The sequence below is a fragment of the Micromonospora sp. C81 genome (genome assembly GCF_018070425.1).
GTDB classification, from domain to species: Bacteria; Actinomycetota; Actinomycetes; order Mycobacteriales; family Micromonosporaceae; genus Micromonospora; species Micromonospora zamorensis.
The window spans coordinates 20,602-37,762 of sequence record NZ_JAGPXS010000022.1 but is presented as its reverse complement, the minus strand read 5'-3'; the positions used below and the strand labels follow the sequence as shown (position 1 = coordinate 37,762).

Below are 17,161 nucleotides of genomic sequence, written 5' to 3'. Positions count from 1 at the left end.
CCGGCGCGGTCAGTACGCCCCGCGGCCGTTCAGCACCGCTCCGAAGGTCTTCCAGAGGATGGTGAGGTCGGCGGCGAGGGACCAGTTCTCCACGTAGTAGAGATCGAGCCGGATGCCGTCCTCCCAGCTCAGATCCGAGCGACCGCTGACCTGCCAGAGGCCGGTCATGCCCGGCTTGACCAGCAGCCGCCGGGCCACGTCGCCGTCGTAGCGGGCCACCTCCGAGGGCAGCGGCGGGCGGGGCCCGACCATGCTCATCTGGCCCAACAGCACGTTGACGAGCTGCGGCAGCTCGTCCAGGGACCACTTGCGCAGCAACCGGCCCACCCGGGTGACCCGGGGATCGTGGCGCATCTTGAACATCAGGCCGTCGGTCTCGTTGCGAGCGGTCAGCTCGGCGAGCATGGCGTCGGCGTTGACCACCATGGTGCGGAACTTGAACACGCCGAACTCCTGCCCGCCCCGGCCGACGCGGACCTGCCGGAACAGCACCGGACCCCGACTGTCCACCTTGATGGCCAGGGCGATGAACGCGATCAGCGGCAGCAGCAGCGCCAACGCCAGCGACGAGACGGACCGGTCGACGAGACCCTTCACCAGCTTGCGTGCCCCGCGGAACTCGGGGGCCTCGACGTGGATCAGCGGCAGGCCGGCGACCGGGCGGGTGTGGATCCGCGGGCCGGCGACGTCGGTCAGCGCGGGCGCCACGACGAGGTCGACGCCGGTCCCCTCCAGCTGCCAGCCGAGGCGACGCAGTCGGGTCGCGGTCAGCTCGCCCGACGCGGTCACCGCGACGGTGTCCGCGCCGATCGCGGTGGCCGCCTCCGGGATGCCCCGGAAGGACCCCACCACCGGCACGTCGCCCAACCTCTGCGCCACCGGTGCGAGCAACGCGTCCGGGATGCACGCCCCGACCACCTGGTAACCGGCGTACGGCTCGCGGCGCAACGTGTGCACCAACTCCAACACGTGGGCGGTGTCGCCGACCACCAGCACCTTGCGGGACCACCCGGCGCCCAGTGAGCGGGCCCGGTGCAGGCGCTTACGGGCGGCGAACCGCGCCACCTCCAGCCCGACGGTGCCCACGGCGAAGGAGATTCCGAGGAAACCCCGGGACACGCCGAAATCGGCGATGTAGCCGACGATGGCGATCGCACCGGCCAGGCGCAGGCTGGCGGAGCTGACCCGCCGGTACTCGTCCGCCCCGTAGCCGATCACCCGGTCGTCGTAGCAGCCGAGAAACTTGAGCGAGATCAGCCAGGCCAGCACCAGCCCGGGGGCGACCAACACGTACGGGACGTCCGAGCCGGTCGGCTCGTCGTCGCCGAAACGGGTGACGTAGCCGACGAGCAGCGCGATGATGAGGATGGTGGTGTCCAGCACCACCAGAACCCGGACGTAGGACCGTTCGTCGGCGCGCGCCACCAGACCAGCAGGACGGCCTTTCGGCCCCGCCGACGTGGCGGGGGTCAACAGTGTCGCCGCGGTCACCGGCCCTCCCACTCTGTTCAGGATGGCCCCGGCCGACGGGTCGGTCCGGAGGCGGACCGACTATGCCGGAACAGTCGACATCCTGCCTTGACAACTATGACGGCCGATTGCTTCGGACGTATTGCCGTCACTTTTCTTCAACACGGTGGCCAAAAAGGCCTGCCACACCGGATCGACGGTACGGCAGGCCCTCTGGCGTCTGAGCGCCGGCTCAGCGCGGTGCCGGCGGACGCCGGGCGATGGCGCTGAGGAAGATGCTGCCGATCTCGCTCGGGTCCTTGGTGACGAAGACGTCGCCGCCGGTCACCTTCGTGATCGACTCCAGCTCGGCCTTGCTGACGCCCTCGCCGATGCCGATCATGATGACCTGGACCGGCCGCTCCGGGTCGGCGATTTCCTTGAGCTTGGCGAGCAGCTGCTGCTGGTTGAGGCCGTTGTCGTCCTCGTTCTTGCCATCGGTGAACAGCACGATCGAGTTGACCCGGCCGGGCTGCCAGTCCTCCTGCACGGCCTGGTACGCGGCCAGCATCGTGTCGTAGAGGCCGGTGTCGCCGCTGGAGGGCCTGATGGTGGCGAGCGCCCCCTCCAGCTGGGCCCGCTGACCGGAGAGCGGTCCGATCGGGATCAGCTGTCGGTAGTCCCGGTTGCCGACCAGCTTCGTGGAGAAGGTCCACAGGCCGATCGACCAGGAGTCGTCGAAGAGGCCGAGGCCGCGGCGTGCCGCGTCCACGGTGACCTCCTCCCGGCTCCGGTTGCTGGCGGAGGGCACCGGCTCCTTCATCGAGCCGGAGACGTCGATGACGGCCAGCATCCGACCGGACTGGGTGGCGATCGACCAGCTGGAGACGACCCGCTGGATCGCAGCCGGGTCGAGGCCACCCGCGGCGGTGCCGCCGTTGGCCGGTGCGGTCGGCGCGCCGCCGGACGGGCTGGGGGCACCCTGCGGCGCCTTGAAGCCCTCACCCCAGTTGCCGTCCGGCGCGCGCAGCGACTGCGCGGCGAGCCGGTTGCGGAAGGTGGGGCTGGTGAGCAGCTCGAACAGCACCCGGGCCGCCGACGCCTTGCTCGGCTCGATGCCGGGCAGCACCGCGTACGGGTAGTCCAGCGGCATCGGCGCCGGCTCCATGTAGAGCGCGGCGAGCGGCACCGGTGGCTTCTTGCTGTTGTAGGCGATCACGTCTTCTTCGGACAGGGCCGCCGCGCCGAGACCGCTGGCGATGGAGGTCGCGTCGTTGGCGGTCGGGAAGCGGGCCAGCAGGTCGTTGCGGAGCGAGGAGCGCCCGGTGGCCAGTGCGCGGAGCGCGCCGACGGTGTTGCGCTGGGCGTCGGCTCCGCCAGCGCCGTTGGCTGCCGCCGTGAGCGACATCAGGCCGGACAGGCCTGCCGCGTCCCGGGTCGGCTCGACGATCCCGGTCCGCAGCGGCGCGCTCGTGTTGTTGACCTGCTTGAGCAGGTCGGTCCAGTTGAACTTCTTGTCCGGCCAGCCCAGCCGGGTCGCGATCGGCTCGGGCATCGCCACGACGATGGGGCTGCGCGCGATGGACGCGCCGTTGGTCGGAGCGAACGCCGTCGCGTCCTTCTTCAAGCGCAGCAACCAGGTCGAGGAGTCGGGCACCCAGACGTCAGGGCTGACGGCGGTGCCGCTGGCCTGCCCCACACCGGCCAGGACCGCACCGTGCTTCGCCGCCACCACCGCGGCCACGTCCACCGGGTCGGAGGCGGAGACGTCCACCCGGATGCAGGTGGGGCCTACCGCGGCGCCGTCCTTGACCCACTGCGACGCGGCGGCGTCCACAGCGGGGGCCAGCTCGGAGGCGACCGCCACGGCGAGCCGGATCTCGCCCGAGCAGTCGGGCTGGATCAACTCCCGATAGCCGAACCACACACCGGTCGTGACGACGAGCACCGTCGCCGTCGCGGCGGCGGCTGCTAGGTGGAGTTTCGAACGCATGCGATGGCGGCCTGCTGACACGGTGACCATCTTGCGTACAAGGTGCCCTCTCTGCCACATCCGTTCGGACTAAAGTTACGCAGGAGAAACAGTTGACCTCCATTTAGCAACACAGAGTGATGCACCGGCCCCGGGGCGTTGCCTAATCGGTGCCGCCCTCGCGTTTCGGCGGCGCAGATTCAGGGCAGCACGCACGTCGGGCTCGGCACCAGCACCGGTTCCCCGACCGCCTCCGGGACGCCGGTTTCGAAATCTCGCCGCAAAACGCGCACCATGTCTGCCCGCTCGTCGGCGACATAGACGTGCTCGCCGATCAGCGCGAAGTGCCGGGGCCACTCGCCACCGGTGTCCACTTCAGCCACCAGCTCGGGCAGATCCCCGGCCAGGGTGAAGACCGCCAGGGTCCCCACCCCCCGGTTGGCGACATAGAGGAAGCGACCGTCCGGGGCCACCGCGACCTCCGACGGCTGGACATGACCGGACCGCTCGCTGGCCTCGACCCGACCGCGCTGGTGCAACGCGCCGTCGTCGGTGAGCTCGTACGCGGTGACCGAGGCGTCCAGCTCACCGACGAGGTAGCAACGTCGTCCGTCCGGGTGTCGGGCCAGGTGCCGGGGCCCGGTGCCGGGTGCCGTACGGATGCGCGGTCCACGGGGCACCAGGCGCCCGCTCGCGTCGTCCAGGTCGTAGCGGTAGACCGAGTCGGTGCCGAGGTCCACAGCGAGGAGAGGCGCCCGGCCGGCACCCGGCGAGACCATGTGGGCGTGCGCGCCGTCCTGGCGCTCCGGGTCGGGGCCGTGCCCCTCGTGCACCACCAGGTCGGTGCGCTCGCCGGGCACGCCCTGCGCGTCGAGGGGGAAGACCGCGACGCTGCCGCTGCCGTAGTTGGCCGCCACCAGGTGACCGCCGTCGGGCAGCACCGCCAGGTGACAGGGCTCCGCACCGCCGGTCGACCGGCTGCCGAGCGGGTCCAGTCTGCCCTCCGACCCGACCCGCCAGGCGCTGACCTCGCCGTCGGTCAGCTCGTTGACCGCGTAGAGCACCGGGTGGGTGGGATGCCGCGCCAGGAAGGAGGGGGACGCGGTCACCGCAACCGTGCCGAGCGGGGTCAGCGCCCCCGTCGTCGGGTCGCGGTGTGCCGCGACGATGCCGCTGCCCCGCCCACCGCTCTGCGCGGTGTAACCCCCGATGTGGACGATCTCACCCTGACCACTCACGTCCGACTCCTCCGCTGGCGTCCCCCGCTGATCCAATCAGAGGCTGCCCGCGTTGCCCGGCCCTTAACCGGCTTTCCGGCCCGGATCTCAGGCCGTGGGCACCGGCTCCCCACGCTGCCGGGCCACATGCTCGACCAGAGAGATCAACACCATCTTTCCGGACTGCCGGTCCCGGGCGTCGCAGAGCACCATCGGCACATCCGGGTCCAGGTCGAGCGCCCGGCGTACGGTCTCCAGGTTGAACCTGCGCGAGTCGTCGAAGCAGTTCACGCCCACCACGAACGGGATGCCCCGCTGCTCGAAGTAGTCGATGGAGGGGAAGCAGTCCGCCAATCGACGGGTGTCGGCGAGCACCACCGCCCCGAGCGCACCGAAGGCCAGCTCGTCCCAGAGGAACCAGAACCGGTCCTGACCGGGGGTGCCGAACAGGTAGACCTGGAGGTCCTCGTTGATGGTGATCCGGCCGAAGTCCATCGCCACAGTGGTCGTCGACTTGCCCTCCACCCCGGAGATGTCGTCGGTGCCGATCCCGGCGCCGGTCAACACCTCCTCGGTCTGCAACGGGCGGACCTCGCTCAGGGCGCTCACCAATGTCGTCTTGCCAGCGCCGAAGCCTCCCGCGATGAGGATCTTCAGTGCCAGCGGGATCGTGGTGCTGGTGCCCACATGGTCATAGCGCACGGAGTCCACTGACCACCGCCTTGAGGATGTCGTCGTCGGGAAGGATGCCGGCGGCCGGCGGCTCGTGCACCGCGACCAGGCCTTCAGTCAGGAGATCACCGAGCAGGACCCGGACCACACCGACCGCGAGGTCCAGCTCGGCTGCCAACTCGGCCACCGACACCGGTTGGCGGGACAACGCGATCAGCCGTCGATGCTCCGGGAGCAGGTGCGGACGGCTCGCCGCGTCGACGTCCGAGCCGGCCAGCACGAACGCGACCAGGTTGAAACCGTCGACGGCGGAGCGTACCCGCCCTCGGGTGAGGGTGTACGGCCGCACCACCGGGCCGGCGTCGCTGTCCAGCCACTCGTGCTGCGGCCCGGGCGGCTCAGTCCGCATCACCGGTTCCCACCGACGATCGGGCCGGCGCGGCGAGGCTCTCCCCCACCCGGATGACCAGCATCGCCATCTCGTACGCGACCAGCCCGATATCCGCGTCGGCGTCACTCACCACCGCCAGGCAGGCTCCCTGCCCGGCGGCGGTGACGAAGAGGTACGCCGCCTCCATCTCCACCACGGTCTGGCGGACCGGGCCGCCGCCCACGTGTCGGCTGGCGCCTCGGGCCAGGCTGGAGAAGCCGGCGGCTAGGGCACAGAGGTGCTCTGCGTCGGAGCGCTCCAACTCGGCCGAGCAGCCGAGCAGCAGACCGTCGGCGGACAGCACCACCGCCTCCCGGGCGGCCGGGACCCGTTGCACCAGCTCGTCGAGCAACCAGTCGAGGCCGGCGCTCTGCTTCGTCGAATGCCGCACTAGGCGTCCCTCTCAGTCGCGGTTGGGGAGTTCGGCGGTCGTCGCCGGGTCGGTGGGGTCAGCCGTGGCCTCCGGGCCGTTCGGCGCCGCCGGGGTGATCACGGTGGCGCGTCCGCGTGCCGTGCCGGCCTGGAGGGCGGCCATCACTCGGCGGACCTCCTCCGGGGATCGGGGCGAGGGGGTGTCGCTGACGGTCGACCGGGGCTGGGCGACGGGAGCCTGGCGTCGCACCCGGCGGGGCAGGCCGTCCAGCCCGTCGTCGGTCGTCGCGGGGGTGGATTCCGGCCCCGCGTCGCCGGTCCCGTTCGGCGCGGACGGGTCCGAGGTCGACGCCCCGATGGCAGGCGCCAGGCCGCCTGCGGCAGCACCCCCGCCGGAGGCGGCCGGCGTCGCGACGGCGGCCGGAGCGGGCGGGGACTTGGCGGCGGGCGTGGACGTGGACGGGCGGGTGCGTGCGCGGGGCACGCTGCCCCGGCGTACCGGGCGCGCCAGCCGTCGGCCCGCGTCGGCCGAGGCGGCACCCAGGGTGGCCGGGTCGGGGCCGGCCGGAGGCTCGGCGGTGACGAGGTCGGTGGGGATCAGCACCACAGCGGTCATTCCACCCTTGCCGGAGGGCCGCAACCGCACCCGTACGTGGTGGCGGGCCGCCAGCCGGGCCACCACGAACAGGCCGAGTCGTGCGCTCTGCGCCGGATCGAACTCGGGTGAGCTGGCGAGTCGGATGTTGGCGGTTTCCAGCGCCGCTTCGGACATGCCCAGCCCCTGGTCGGTGATCTCCAGGGCGTACCCGTTGGCCACCTGCTCCCCGACGACGGTGACCCGGGTGTCCGGCGGGGAGAAGGCGGTGGCGTTCTCGACCAGCTCGGCGATCAGGTGGATGACGTCGCCGACGGCCCGGCCCAGCACTCCGGCCGGCTGCACGGCGGTGATGTCCACCCGGTCGTACGCCTCGACCTCGGAGATCGCGCCGCGGATCAGGTCGACCATCGCGACGGGGTTTCGCCACCCGCGGCCGGGCGCGGAGCCGGCGAGGATGACCAGGTCCTCGGCGTGCCGGCGGAGTCGGGTCGCCAGGTGGTCGACCTGGAACAGCTCAGCCAACTCGTCCGGGTCCTCCGCGCGCCGCTCCATCCGGTCGAGCAGGTGCAGCTGACGGTGCACCAGGCTCTGGCTCCGTCGGGCGATGTTGAGGAAGACCTCGTTGAGCCCGCGACGCAGGGTGACCTCGTCCACCGCGGCCTGGACGGCGGTGCGCTGCACCTCGGTGAAGGCGCGCCCGACCTCGCCGATCTCGTCGTTGCCGTATTCCAGCGGTGGCGCCTCCCGGGCGACGTCGACCTGCTCACCTCTGCGCAGTCGGGCCACCACGTCCGGCAGCCGGTGCTCGGCCAGCTCCAGCGCGGCGGTGCGGACGCCGCTGAGCCGTCGGACCAGGGTGCGGCCGACCCGCACCGCCACCAGCACCGAGATCACCACGGCGGCGAGTCCGAGCACCCCGGCGGCGGCCAGCCGGATCAGGATCCGGACCGCCATCGGCACCGAACGGTCGGTGAGACCGTCGGCCTCGGCCAGTTCGAAGTCACGCAGCTGCTGCTGCACGGCGTCGTGGCTGGCCTGCCAGGACGCCGCGTCCACCGGCGGCCGGCCGGGCCGGTTGGCCGCGACCAATGCGTCCTGCATGGCGCGCAGACTGGTGAACGCCGGGCTCTCGGTCAGTCGCTGGTACGCGACGCGCCCGGCCTCGGGCAGGTCGGCCACGGCGCTCTCGGTGAGCCACCGCTGGTTGCCGATGGACTGCACGAGCTGGGCGTGTTCCCCGTCGGCGAAGCGGCCGACGGTCAGTACGCCGGCCAGCATGGCGTCGGTCTGGCCGAGCAGCTCCCGGGATCGGCCCAGCGCGGTGAGCGCCAGCGCCTGCCGGTTGAGGTCGGGATCGGACAGGGTGGCCATCGCGGAGAACGCCTGGAAGGCCGCTGTGACCATGCCGCTGTAGAGACCGATCGCGCCGGGGCGGTCCATCATCCGGTCGTCGATGAAGTCCCGGCCGGTCGGCAGCGCCGCCAGAGCGGTGACCAGCCGGTCGACGCGGTCCTCCAGCAGGTCGTCGGCGGCGTCGCGCAGCGCCTCTCCGTCGACCCGGCGGCGCAGCTCGGCGACCGCGCGATCGGTGCGCTGACGTTGCTCGGCCAGGGCCGGCAGATCGGCGCTGCCAGCGAGCTGCACCACCGAGAGGCGGCGTTCCCGCTGCAACTCGGTGACCACCGCCTCGCCGGGGCGGCCCAGGTCGTACAGCAGGGTGCGGGCGGAGAGCAGATTGAGGGCCGGCCCGAAGGTCAACGTGGTCGCGAAGATCCACAACGCCAGGAGCGCGCTCACCGGCGCGACGACCAGGGCGGTCAGCTTCGAGCGGATCGGCCAGTCGCGGGTTCTCATCAGACCTCGCCCGTACAGGGGTGGCAGGAGGGGTGCCGGCACCGCCGGGCAACGCGTCGGCCGGTTGCGTGCCCGGCGTCGACGTCGGGCACCAGCGCGGGCGCCTTGGGCAGGATACGTAATCAGGGGCGGTTGCACTACCGCCCGTCGCCTCGGGATCGACGCTCCGAGACGCGCGGCGTCGAGATCGACGCTCCGAGACGCGCCGCGTCGGAGGCTGTGCCCTGCGGGCAGACGGCGAACGCCCCGCTGGCGGACCGGCGGGGCGTTCGTCGTGCTGGGGGCGGGTCAGGCGTTGTCGGCGATGCCGAGGCCCTCGGCGACCCGCCGGCCGTAGGCGTCGTCGCACTGGCTGAAGTGCCAGACCATCTTCTCCTGGATCTGCTTGTCGCACTGACCCAACAGGTTGATCATGTTTTTCACCAGGTCGTCGCGCTCCCACTGCGGCATGGTGCGGAAGCGCTCACCGGCCTGGGCGTAGTTGTTCTGCCGCTCGATCGGCGCCCGCATGACCCGGCCCGAGACGAACGGCTGGTATTCCCGGTACGACTCGTCAGCCTGCTGCAGACCGGCCACCGAGGACGGCTCGAAGTTGATGTGAGGGTTGCCGCCCCGGCTGTCCACCCCGTACGCCATCTGACCACCGTCCTGATTGGTGTTCACCTGGACGTCCTCGCGGGGGGCGTTGATCGGCAACTGGAGGTAGTTCGGGCCGACCCGGTAACGCTGGGTGTCCGAGTAGGAGAAGGTGCGCCCGACCAGCATCTTGTCGTCGGAGAAGTCGAGGCCGTCGACCAGCACGCCGGTGCCGAACGCGATCTGCTCGTTCTCGTTGTGGAAGTTGCCGACGTTGCGGTTGAGGGTCATCAGGCCGACCGGAAGCAGCGGGAACACGTCCTCGGGCCAGGTCTTGGTGTCGTCCAACGGGTCGAAGTCCAGCTCCGGGTGCTCGTCGTCGCTCATGAGCTGGACGTTCAGCTCCCACTGCGGGTATTCGCCGCGCTCGATCGCCTCGTAGAGGTCCTTGGAGGCGTGGCCCAACTCGCGCGCCTGGATGGCGGCGGCGTGCTCCTCGGTCAGCGACTCGATGCCCTGCCGCGACTTCCAGTGGTACTTGACCAGCACGCCCTCGCCCGCGGCGTTGACCATGCGGTACGTGTTCACGCCGAAGCCGTCCTGCGTCCGGTAGTTGGCCGGGATGCCGCGCGGGCTGAACAGCCAGGTCAGCATGTGCATCGACTCGGGAGTGTTGGACATGAAGTCGAAGATCCGGTTCGGCTCCTGCCGGAAGGTCACCGGGTCCGGCTTCAGCGAGTGGATGACGTCGGGGAACTTGATCGCGTCCCGGATGAAGAAGACCGGCAGGTTGTTGCCGACGAGGTCCCAGTTGCCGTCCTCGGTGCGGAACTTGACGGCGAAGCCACGCGGGTCGCGGGTGGCCTCGGAGGAGTCCCGACCGCCGATGACGGTGGAGAAGCGGAGACTGACCGGGGTCTTCGTGCCCCGGGCCTGGAACAGCTTGGCCCGGGTGTAGGTCGCGGCCGGCTCGTCGCCGATCGTCCCGTACGCCTCGAACTCGCCGTGCGCGACGAAACCGCGCGCGTGCACCACCCGCTCGGGGATCCGTTCCCGGTCGAAGTGGCTGATCTTCTCCAGGAAGTGGTAGTTCTCCAGCGTCGCGGGCCCCCGGGAGCCAACCGTCCGCTGCTGCTGGTTGTTGTGCACGGGGTGACCCTGCCGGGTGGTGAGGATCGGCTTGCTGGTCTGTGGGTGCATCACCCCACCCAACCGCCTTTTCTGGAATGAGTCAAGTTTCAGCGGGACGGTGAGCTGCGTCTCTCGTCAGGAAAGTGTCCCGAATCGGGATTGGCGATCAGTGTGCGGAGGGAATACCAGGAGACGAAGGAGGAGCCCATGTCGCCCACTCAGGTAATCGTCATCGTGCTCGTCGTCCTGGTGCTCGTCGCGGCGGCCGCCGTGGCCGTGCGGCAGCTCGGCCGTCGTCGCGCGCTGCGCAGCAAGTTCGGGCCGGAGTACGACCGGGTGGTGGCGGAGCAGGACAGCCGGTCCGCCGCGGAGCGCGAACTGCGCGATCGGGAACGCCGGCACGCCGAGCTCTCGCTCACCCCGCTCAGCCCGGAGTCCCGGGCCCGCTACAGCGCCGCCTGGGAGGAACTCCAGGTCCGCTTCATCGACTCACCCGGCGAGACCGTCGGCGACGCGGACGAACTGGTCACCCGGCTCATCGAGGAGCAGGGCTACCCGACCGGCGACTTCTCCGACCAGATCGCCCACCTCTCCGTCGAGCACGCCCGCACGCTGAGCAACTACCGGGACGCGCACGACATCCACCTGCGCAACACCCGAGGCGAGGCCAGCACCGAGGAGCTCCGGCAGGCGGTCGTCCACTACCGGGCACTCTTCGCCGACCTGCTCGGCGAGGAACCGCTCGGGCAGCACACGCCCGACCAGCCCCACCACCCGGACCACGACGCCACGAGCCGCTGAGGAGGCCACCGATGCGCCAGGATGAGCAACAGGTGAGCAACGACCATCCGGAGGCCGTCCGGTCCGCACCCGTGCCGGTACCCCCGGCCGGCGACCGGACCAACCGCTCCGACGCCCCGGAAGACGCCGTCGACGAGCGGGACACCTTCGACGAGCAGACCACCGACCCGGACCGGACGAACGGCACCGAACGGGATGCCGCATACGACCCGGTCGACGACGAGCGGGCCGACGACGTCGACCCGCGTCAGCGGCGGGACGACCGGTCCACCGACGAGGGCGGTTTCCACGAGCCGGGGCCGCTGCCGACGACGTTCGGCGCCACCACGGTGGCCGACGCGGTCGCCGCCTCCGCGCTGGCCAGCCCGCGCCCGCAGGACCAGCCGGACCCCCGGGCCGAGCGGACCGCCCAGCCGGGCGACGGCGCCGAGGACGGTGAGCGTGAGGGCCTGCGCGCCGACCCCACCGCAGAGCTGCACCGCCGCGACACCGATGTCGACGACGACGCGGACCTCGACGACCGCGCCGACGCGGACACCTCCGCGCGGACCTTCGTAGCGCCGGGGAGCACGGACGGCGCCCCCGAGCGGCGCGACGACCTGACCGGCGACCCGGACGTCACGGCCGGCTACGGCAGCGCCACGCCGGAGATGGTCGACCCGGACGCGGACGGCGAACCGGTCACCACCGACGGCACCAGCACCTCGCTGGAGTCCGCCGGGACGTCGCAGCCCGCTGGGTCGACGGTCGCGGCGGGGGCGGCCACGCTCCTGGACACGGACACCGCGCAGGGCTTCCGGGACCGCTGGCGGGACGTGCAGCTGCGCTTCGTCGACGATCCGCAGGCCGCAGCCGGCGAGGCGCAGTCGCTGGTGGAGGAGGCCATCCAGGCCCTCTCCTCGGCACTGGCCGCGCAGAAGACCACGCTGGGCGGGTGGCAGGACGCCGGCTCGGCCGACACCGAGCAACTGCGGATGGCGGTACGCAACTACCGGGACTTCCTGGACCGCGTACTGGGTCGCTGAGTCTCACGACCGACAAGGGGGCGCTCCGGCCGGATGGCCGGGGCGCCCCCTGTCGTCGGCAGCCTGCCGGACCGCCCGAACGAACCCGAACACACCGGATCCCTACAGGGGGATTGAAACCGCCCGTCCGGGGTAATACGGCGCGCGCGTACAGCCAGCGCGGACGTCGGCACGAGGGGTGACGGGATGGACGGCGACGGTCTCCGGCTCAACATGAACGGCCTGGACTACCTGATTCTGGCGCTGTACTTCGTCACCGTCCTCGGGGTCGGCTTCGCCGCTCGCCGGGCGATCCGGACCAGCGTCGACTTCTTCCTCTCCGGCCGTTCCCTGCCGGCCTGGGTCACCGGTCTCGCCTTCGTCTCGGCGAACCTGGGCGCGTTGGAGATCATCGGAATGGCCGCAAACGGGGCCCAGTACGGTGTGATGACGGTCCACTACTACTGGATCGGTGCCGTCCCGGCCATGGTCTTCCTGGGCATCGTGATGATGCCCTTCTACTACGGTTCCAAGGTCCGCAGCGTGCCGGAATACCTGCGGTTGCGGTTCAACCGCCCCACCCACCTGCTCAACGCGCTCAGCTTCGCCGTCGCCCAGGTGCTGATCGCCGGTGTCAACCTCTACGCGCTGGCCCTCGTCATGCAGGCGCTGCTCGGCTGGCCGCTCTGGACGGCGATCGTGGTCGGCGCGGCGATCGTGCTGGCGTACATCACCATCGGTGGCCTGTCCGGGGCGATCTACAACGAGGTGCTCCAGTTCTTCGTCATCCTGGCCGGTCTCATCCCGGTCACCGTGATCGGCCTGGTCAAGGTCGGCGGGTGGAACGGTCTGATGGACGCGGTCGGCGACACCAAACTCGGCGAGGCGGGCCTGCACGCGTGGCAGGACACCGGCAGCACCGCCAACCCGCTGGGCGCGCACTGGATCGGCATCGTCTTCGGCCTGGGCTTCGTCCTGTCGTTCGGCTACTGGACGACGAACTTCGCCGAGGTGCAGCGGGCCCTCTCGGCCAAGAACATGAGCGCCGCCCGGCGTACGCCGGTCATCGCCGCGTACCCGAAGCTGTTCATCCCCCTGGTCACGATCATCCCCGGTCTGGTGGCCCTGGTGACGGTGAAGGGGCTCGGCGCGGAGAGCGGCGACCTCCAGTACAACAACGCCATCCCGCTGCTGATGCGCGACCTGCTCCCCAACGGCGTGCTCGGGGTCGCGGTCACCGGCCTGCTCGCCTCGTTCATGGCTGGCATGGCGGCCAACGTGAGCGGCTTCAACACCGTCTTCACCTACGACATCTGGCAGGCGTACATCCGCCGTGACCGGTCGGACGAGTACTACCTGCGGATCGGCCGGTGGGCGACGGTCGGCGCCGTGGTGATCGGGATCGGCACCGCGTTCATCGCGGCCGGGTTCAGCAACATCATGAACTACATCCAGGCGCTCTTCTCCGTCTTCAACGCGCCGCTGTTCGCCACCTTCATCATCGGCATGTTCTGGAAGCGGATGACCGCGCTGGCCGGCTTCTGGTCGCTGTTGCTGGGCACCCTGGTGTCGCTGAGCCTCTACCTGCTCTACAAGGGCGGAGTGATCGATTTCAACTCCGACCTGGAGGAGAGCTTCTGGGGTGCCGGCCTCGCCTTCGTCACGGCGGTGGTGGTCGCCGCGATCATCACCCCGCTCACCGCGCCCAAGCGGGACGAGGAACTGCGCGGGCTGGTCTACGGGATGGGCGGCATCGACCTGAAGGGCGACGTGCTCGCCGGCGACGCCGTCTGGTACCGCTCCCCCGTGCTCCTCGGCGTGATCGCGGTCGCGCTGGCCGCCCTCTTCTACATCCCGGTCTTCTAGAAAGGGGTCGGCAGATGGACAACCACAGCCAGCCGGCACAGGACCCGCTGATCGACGAGTCGGAGGCGGAGCAACGGCGGTCCGCCGCGGCCCGGCTGTTCGACATCCGCCGGGTGATCGGTGGTCTCTTCGTGGCGTACGGGATCATCGTGACGCTGATCGGCATCTTCGACAGCCGGGCCGAGATCGACAAGGCCGAGGGTGTGCGGATCAACCTGTGGGCCGGGCTGTCGATGCTCGTCTTCGGCCTGCTCATGCTGCTCTGGCAGTGGCTGCGTCCCGCGGACCCGCCGGCCCCGAACGAGCAGCCCCCCGGGAGCTGACCCCTGGCCGCACGGCCTGACCGCACGGCATGAGCACGGCCCGGCCTGACCTCCGGGCCGTGCGGCATGAGCGCGGCACGAAGGGGTACGCGAGGGAATCCAGGCACCGTGTCGGACCCAGGAGGCAGCACCATGACCGATCGCGATCGCCAACCGCCGCTAGAGGACAGCCCGGAGGTGGCCTCGGCGGTGGATGATGACATCACCGTCTCGCAGTTTCGGACCGGAGGTGGGCCCGACCGGGACACTCCGGGCTTCGCCGAGCCCCGCAGCCGACCCGACGACCTCGCTCCGGACACCGACGAGCTGATCGGCGACCCGTACGCCGCCGGCACCGGGGCGACCGGGACGGGCACCGGCGCTGGCGGGGACAACATCCGCACCGGGAGCGAGCAGCCCTGGGAGCCGGAGGACCTGGTGATGGCCCGCGGGCAGGACCTCACGCCGGAAAACCTGGAGAAGGCCCGCCGTGACCTGGCCGAGCAGGGCCGGGCGGCGATCGAGCGCACCGTGCCCTGATCGGCAAGGGGGGGGTCCCCGGCCCGACCAGAACGGTCGGACCGGGGACCCGGGGGGAACCTGCCGCCGGCAGTGCCTCACCAACTGCCGGCGGCCGGTGGGTGTGAAGCGTTCCGGTCAGAGAGCCGGGTACGCGTTGCGCATGAGCTCCTGGAACTGGGCGGAGAACCACGCACCGGAGATCGGCGCGTCCGGCAGAGCCCCGGACGGGTTGTTGCCGTTGCGGGCGTTACCGCCGTACGTCGGGTCGCACATCCGGTCGAAGCCCTTGCCCTCGTTGTTCGGGATCTCCTTGCTGGAGCCGTCCGACTCACCCGGCGGCTTCACCCAGACGTAGGCGTCGATGCCCGTCGCCGGGTTGGCCCGCGGCCGCTCGCCGAGGCCGGCGCCGGCCTGGTTGCACCAGTTGCCGAGGTGGGCCCGACGGTCGATGCGGCCTCCGTTGACGTACGTGTCGACGCTGGTCGTGGCGCCCGGCCCGGTGGGCCGCGCGGAGCCGCCCCACCCGTTGCGGGAGGTGTCGATCAGCATGCCGATGTTGGAGTTGAAGCCGACCGAGACCAGCTTCGTGCGGAACGCCTGGGCGAAGGACAGCTCGTCGACGTAGAAGTTCCAGTCGACCCACTTGGACTGCCGCACCGTCTGACCGTTCACGTTGTCCGTGACCTTGAAGTACGGCTCAGTCAGCGCCGAGTAGTTGGCGGTGTTGGTGATGAACCCGTGCACGTTGTTGACAGTGCTGCCGGAGGCCACCGCGGCGGTCTTCAGGATGTCGGCGGTCGGGCCGAAGTTGGAGTCCCAACCGAGCCAGCCGTGGTGGCCGGCGTCGATGTAGTTGTAGACGTTGCCGATCGCGCCCAGCTTGGCGAGGGCGTAGCCGACACCGTTGACGTACGCGCCGTTGGCCTTGACCGTGTCGCACATGACAGTGCCGCCAGGCTGACCGGACGTGTTGGTGACCAGGTTCGGCAGCGAGTCGATCTCGATGACGTTGATGATCCGCAGGCTGCTGTACTTCGACTCACCCTGGATCGCGGCGATCGGGTCGATGTACTGGGCCTTGTACTTGGGCAGCTCGTCCGGGCCCAGCTCACCGTTGGAGGCGAGCGCGGAGCAGTCCCGGCCGGGCAGGTTGTAGATCACGAACTGGATGTAGCCGGCGCCCTGACGCAGCGCCTCGTCCAGGTGCTCACGCACGCCGAAGGCGCCGTTGGAGCTGCTGTCCGGCGTGCCGTTGATCGCGGCGATCCGGTCCAGCCAGACGGCGGTGGGGTTGTTGGAGACCCGGCTTCCGCCGGCCTCGGCGTCCGCCTTGGCCTTCCACTCCGGGTTCACGTAGCCGCGCGCCCCGGCGTAGGGGTTGTCGACCTTGGTGCCGGGCGGCGGCGTGGTGGGCGGCGGGTCGGTGGGCGGAGGGTCGGTGGGCGGAGGCGTGGTCGGCGGGGGCGTGGTCGGCGGGGTGGTGCCACCGTTGCAGACCACGCCGTTCAGGGTGAACGAGGTCGGCTTCGGGTTGCTGCCGCTCCACGCGCCGTTGAAGCCGATGCTCGTCGACGCGCCGGTGGCGAGGGTGCCGTTGTAGGACAGGCTCTTGGCGGTGACCTGGCTGCCGGACTGGGTGAACTCCGCCGACCAGCCCTGCTGCACGCGCTGGCTGGAGTTGGGGAAGGTCCAGCCCAGCGTCCAGCCGTTGAGCGGGTCACCGACGTTCTTGATGGTGACGCTGGCGGTGAAGCCGCCGGGCCACTCGTTGCTCGTGTAGGCGATGTCGCACTGAGTCGCGGCCTGCGCCGCGGTGACCGGAATCGTCACCAACCCGCCGGCGACCAGGACACCCGCGCCGGCGAGCGCCATGGTCCGGCGTGGGCCGGACAGCCTTCTCCACACATTCATGCCACTGATCTCCTTGGGCGAGACCGGGCCCGCGTACGGCCCGGCGAGACGGCCCGGCGGGCGTCCTGCACGGACGGCCTCCGGCGCCAACGGGAATCTTTGGGGGGCGCCCGACCCGGACGGGCGATGGTGGTGGTGGTGCGCGGCCGATGCGTCGGCCGGTCGATCGGCGGCGGGACGTCGCCCGGTGAACCGGTGCCCTCGACTCCCAGCCTGCGCGGTGTGGCTCACCTCACCGCGTTGGACGATTCTCGCATGGGAGCGCTTCCATGGCAATGGCTCGATGCGTTGCGCGCGCCGGCCGTCCCTCGACCCGTTTCGGACGACACCCCCGAGTGCGCTCGGGCAGCACGTTGCGGACCGGAGCCGCCGCGACCGGGATGACCGGCGCGGGTCGGGCACGGGGAGGCCGGAACGCCGTGCGCCGCACGCAAGGGCTCCCCCCACCTGAGACGACACTGAGCGCGGCGAAAGCCGCGTAGCA

At 70.8% G+C, this 17,161-nt stretch carries 14 protein-coding genes; 5 read left to right on the top strand and 9 right to left on the bottom strand.

What is annotated here, in order from left to right:
- Positions 1-9 precede the first annotated feature (9 nt).
- From KBX46_RS27635 to KBX46_RS27600, 8 genes are all read right to left on the bottom strand, one after another.
- A complete protein-coding gene (locus KBX46_RS27635; RefSeq protein ID WP_088951978.1) occupies positions 10-1,491 on the bottom strand; it encodes a sugar transferase in 1,482 nt (493 codons plus the stop codon).
- 211 nt (positions 1,492-1,702) lie between these two features.
- Positions 1,703-3,463, bottom strand: a complete 1,761-nt coding sequence (locus KBX46_RS27630; protein WP_210794830.1) for a substrate-binding domain-containing protein — start codon at positions 3,461-3,463, stop codon at positions 1,703-1,705.
- 158 nt (positions 3,464-3,621) lie between these two features.
- Positions 3,622-4,659: a lactonase family protein gene (locus KBX46_RS27625; protein ID WP_210794828.1), complete on the bottom strand. Its 1,038-nt coding sequence runs from the start codon at positions 4,657-4,659 to the stop codon at positions 3,622-3,624.
- 87 nt (positions 4,660-4,746) lie between these two features.
- Positions 4,747-5,349 (bottom strand): ATP/GTP-binding protein, encoded by a 603-nt coding sequence (locus tag KBX46_RS27620; RefSeq protein ID WP_099848118.1) that lies wholly within the window; start codon positions 5,347-5,349, stop codon positions 4,747-4,749.
- On the bottom strand, positions 5,330-5,719 hold the full coding sequence (locus KBX46_RS27615) for a DUF742 domain-containing protein (protein WP_210794826.1): 390 nt from the start codon (positions 5,717-5,719) through the stop codon (positions 5,330-5,332). Before KBX46_RS27615 ends, KBX46_RS27620 begins: the two co-directional genes overlap by 20 nt.
- Entirely contained in the window at positions 5,709-6,131 is a 423-nt protein-coding gene (locus KBX46_RS27610) for a roadblock/LC7 domain-containing protein (protein ID WP_210794824.1), read from the bottom strand. Before KBX46_RS27610 ends, KBX46_RS27615 begins: the two co-directional genes overlap by 11 nt.
- 12 nt (positions 6,132-6,143) lie before the next feature.
- Positions 6,144-8,564 carry a nitrate- and nitrite sensing domain-containing protein gene (locus KBX46_RS27605; RefSeq protein WP_210794822.1) on the bottom strand — a complete coding sequence of 807 codons (2,421 nt, stop codon included), beginning with the start codon at positions 8,562-8,564 and terminating at the stop codon, positions 6,144-6,146.
- Positions 8,565-8,852: 288 nt separating this feature from the next.
- A complete protein-coding gene (locus KBX46_RS27600; RefSeq protein WP_210794820.1) occupies positions 8,853-10,340 on the bottom strand; it encodes a catalase in 1,488 nt (495 codons plus the stop codon).
- Between the two features lie 138 nt (positions 10,341-10,478).
- Between KBX46_RS27600 and KBX46_RS27595 the strand changes: the two genes are divergently transcribed.
- The 5 genes from KBX46_RS27595 to KBX46_RS27575 all read left to right on the top strand — a co-directional run bounded on the left by KBX46_RS27595 (position 10,479) and on the right by KBX46_RS27575 (position 14,784).
- Positions 10,479-11,072, top strand: a complete 594-nt coding sequence (locus KBX46_RS27595) for a hypothetical protein (protein ID WP_099848125.1) — start codon at positions 10,479-10,481, stop codon at positions 11,070-11,072.
- A gap of 11 nt (positions 11,073-11,083) precedes the next feature.
- Entirely contained in the window at positions 11,084-12,097 is a 1,014-nt protein-coding gene (locus tag KBX46_RS27590; protein ID WP_210794818.1) for a hypothetical protein, read from the top strand.
- Between the two features lie 186 nt (positions 12,098-12,283).
- Positions 12,284-13,942, top strand: a complete 1,659-nt coding sequence (locus KBX46_RS27585) for a sodium:solute symporter family protein (protein WP_210794816.1) — start codon at positions 12,284-12,286, stop codon at positions 13,940-13,942.
- Positions 13,943-13,956: 14 nt separating this feature from the next.
- Positions 13,957-14,265, top strand: coding sequence for a hypothetical protein (locus KBX46_RS27580; protein WP_088949870.1), 309 nt, complete (start codon positions 13,957-13,959; stop codon positions 14,263-14,265).
- 132 nt (positions 14,266-14,397) lie between these two features.
- Positions 14,398-14,784 (top strand): hypothetical protein, encoded by a 387-nt coding sequence (locus tag KBX46_RS27575; protein ID WP_088949871.1) that lies wholly within the window; start codon positions 14,398-14,400, stop codon positions 14,782-14,784.
- 117 nt (positions 14,785-14,901) lie between these two features.
- On the opposite strand, the gene KBX46_RS27570 is transcribed toward KBX46_RS27575, so the two are convergent.
- Entirely contained in the window at positions 14,902-16,677 is a 1,776-nt protein-coding gene (locus tag KBX46_RS27570; RefSeq protein ID WP_088949872.1) for a glycoside hydrolase family 6 protein, read from the bottom strand.
- Between the last annotated feature and the right edge of the window lie 484 nt (positions 16,678-17,161).

What these genes read in the sequence shown, in the direction of transcription:
- KBX46_RS27585 (WP_210794816.1), top strand. Translation starts at nt 12,284, where the DNA reads ATGGACGGCGACGGTCTCCGGCTCAACATGAACGGCCTGGACTACCTG.
- KBX46_RS27570 (WP_088949872.1), bottom strand. Translation starts at nt 16,677, where the DNA reads ATGAATGTGTGGAGAAGGCTGTCCGGCCCACGCCGGACCATGGCGCTC.
- KBX46_RS27575 (WP_088949871.1), top strand. Translation starts at nt 14,398, where the DNA reads ATGACCGATCGCGATCGCCAACCGCCGCTAGAGGACAGCCCGGAGGTG.
- KBX46_RS27615 (WP_210794826.1), bottom strand. Translation starts at nt 5,719, where the DNA reads ATGCGGACTGAGCCGCCCGGGCCGCAGCACGAGTGGCTGGACAGCGAC.
- KBX46_RS27600 (WP_210794820.1), bottom strand. Translation starts at nt 10,340, where the DNA reads ATGCACCCACAGACCAGCAAGCCGATCCTCACCACCCGGCAGGGTCAC.
- KBX46_RS27590 (WP_210794818.1), top strand. Translation starts at nt 11,084, where the DNA reads ATGCGCCAGGATGAGCAACAGGTGAGCAACGACCATCCGGAGGCCGTC.
- KBX46_RS27595 (WP_099848125.1), top strand. Translation starts at nt 10,479, where the DNA reads ATGTCGCCCACTCAGGTAATCGTCATCGTGCTCGTCGTCCTGGTGCTC.
- KBX46_RS27580 (WP_088949870.1), top strand. Translation starts at nt 13,957, where the DNA reads ATGGACAACCACAGCCAGCCGGCACAGGACCCGCTGATCGACGAGTCG.
- KBX46_RS27605 (WP_210794822.1), bottom strand. Translation starts at nt 8,564, where the DNA reads ATGAGAACCCGCGACTGGCCGATCCGCTCGAAGCTGACCGCCCTGGTC.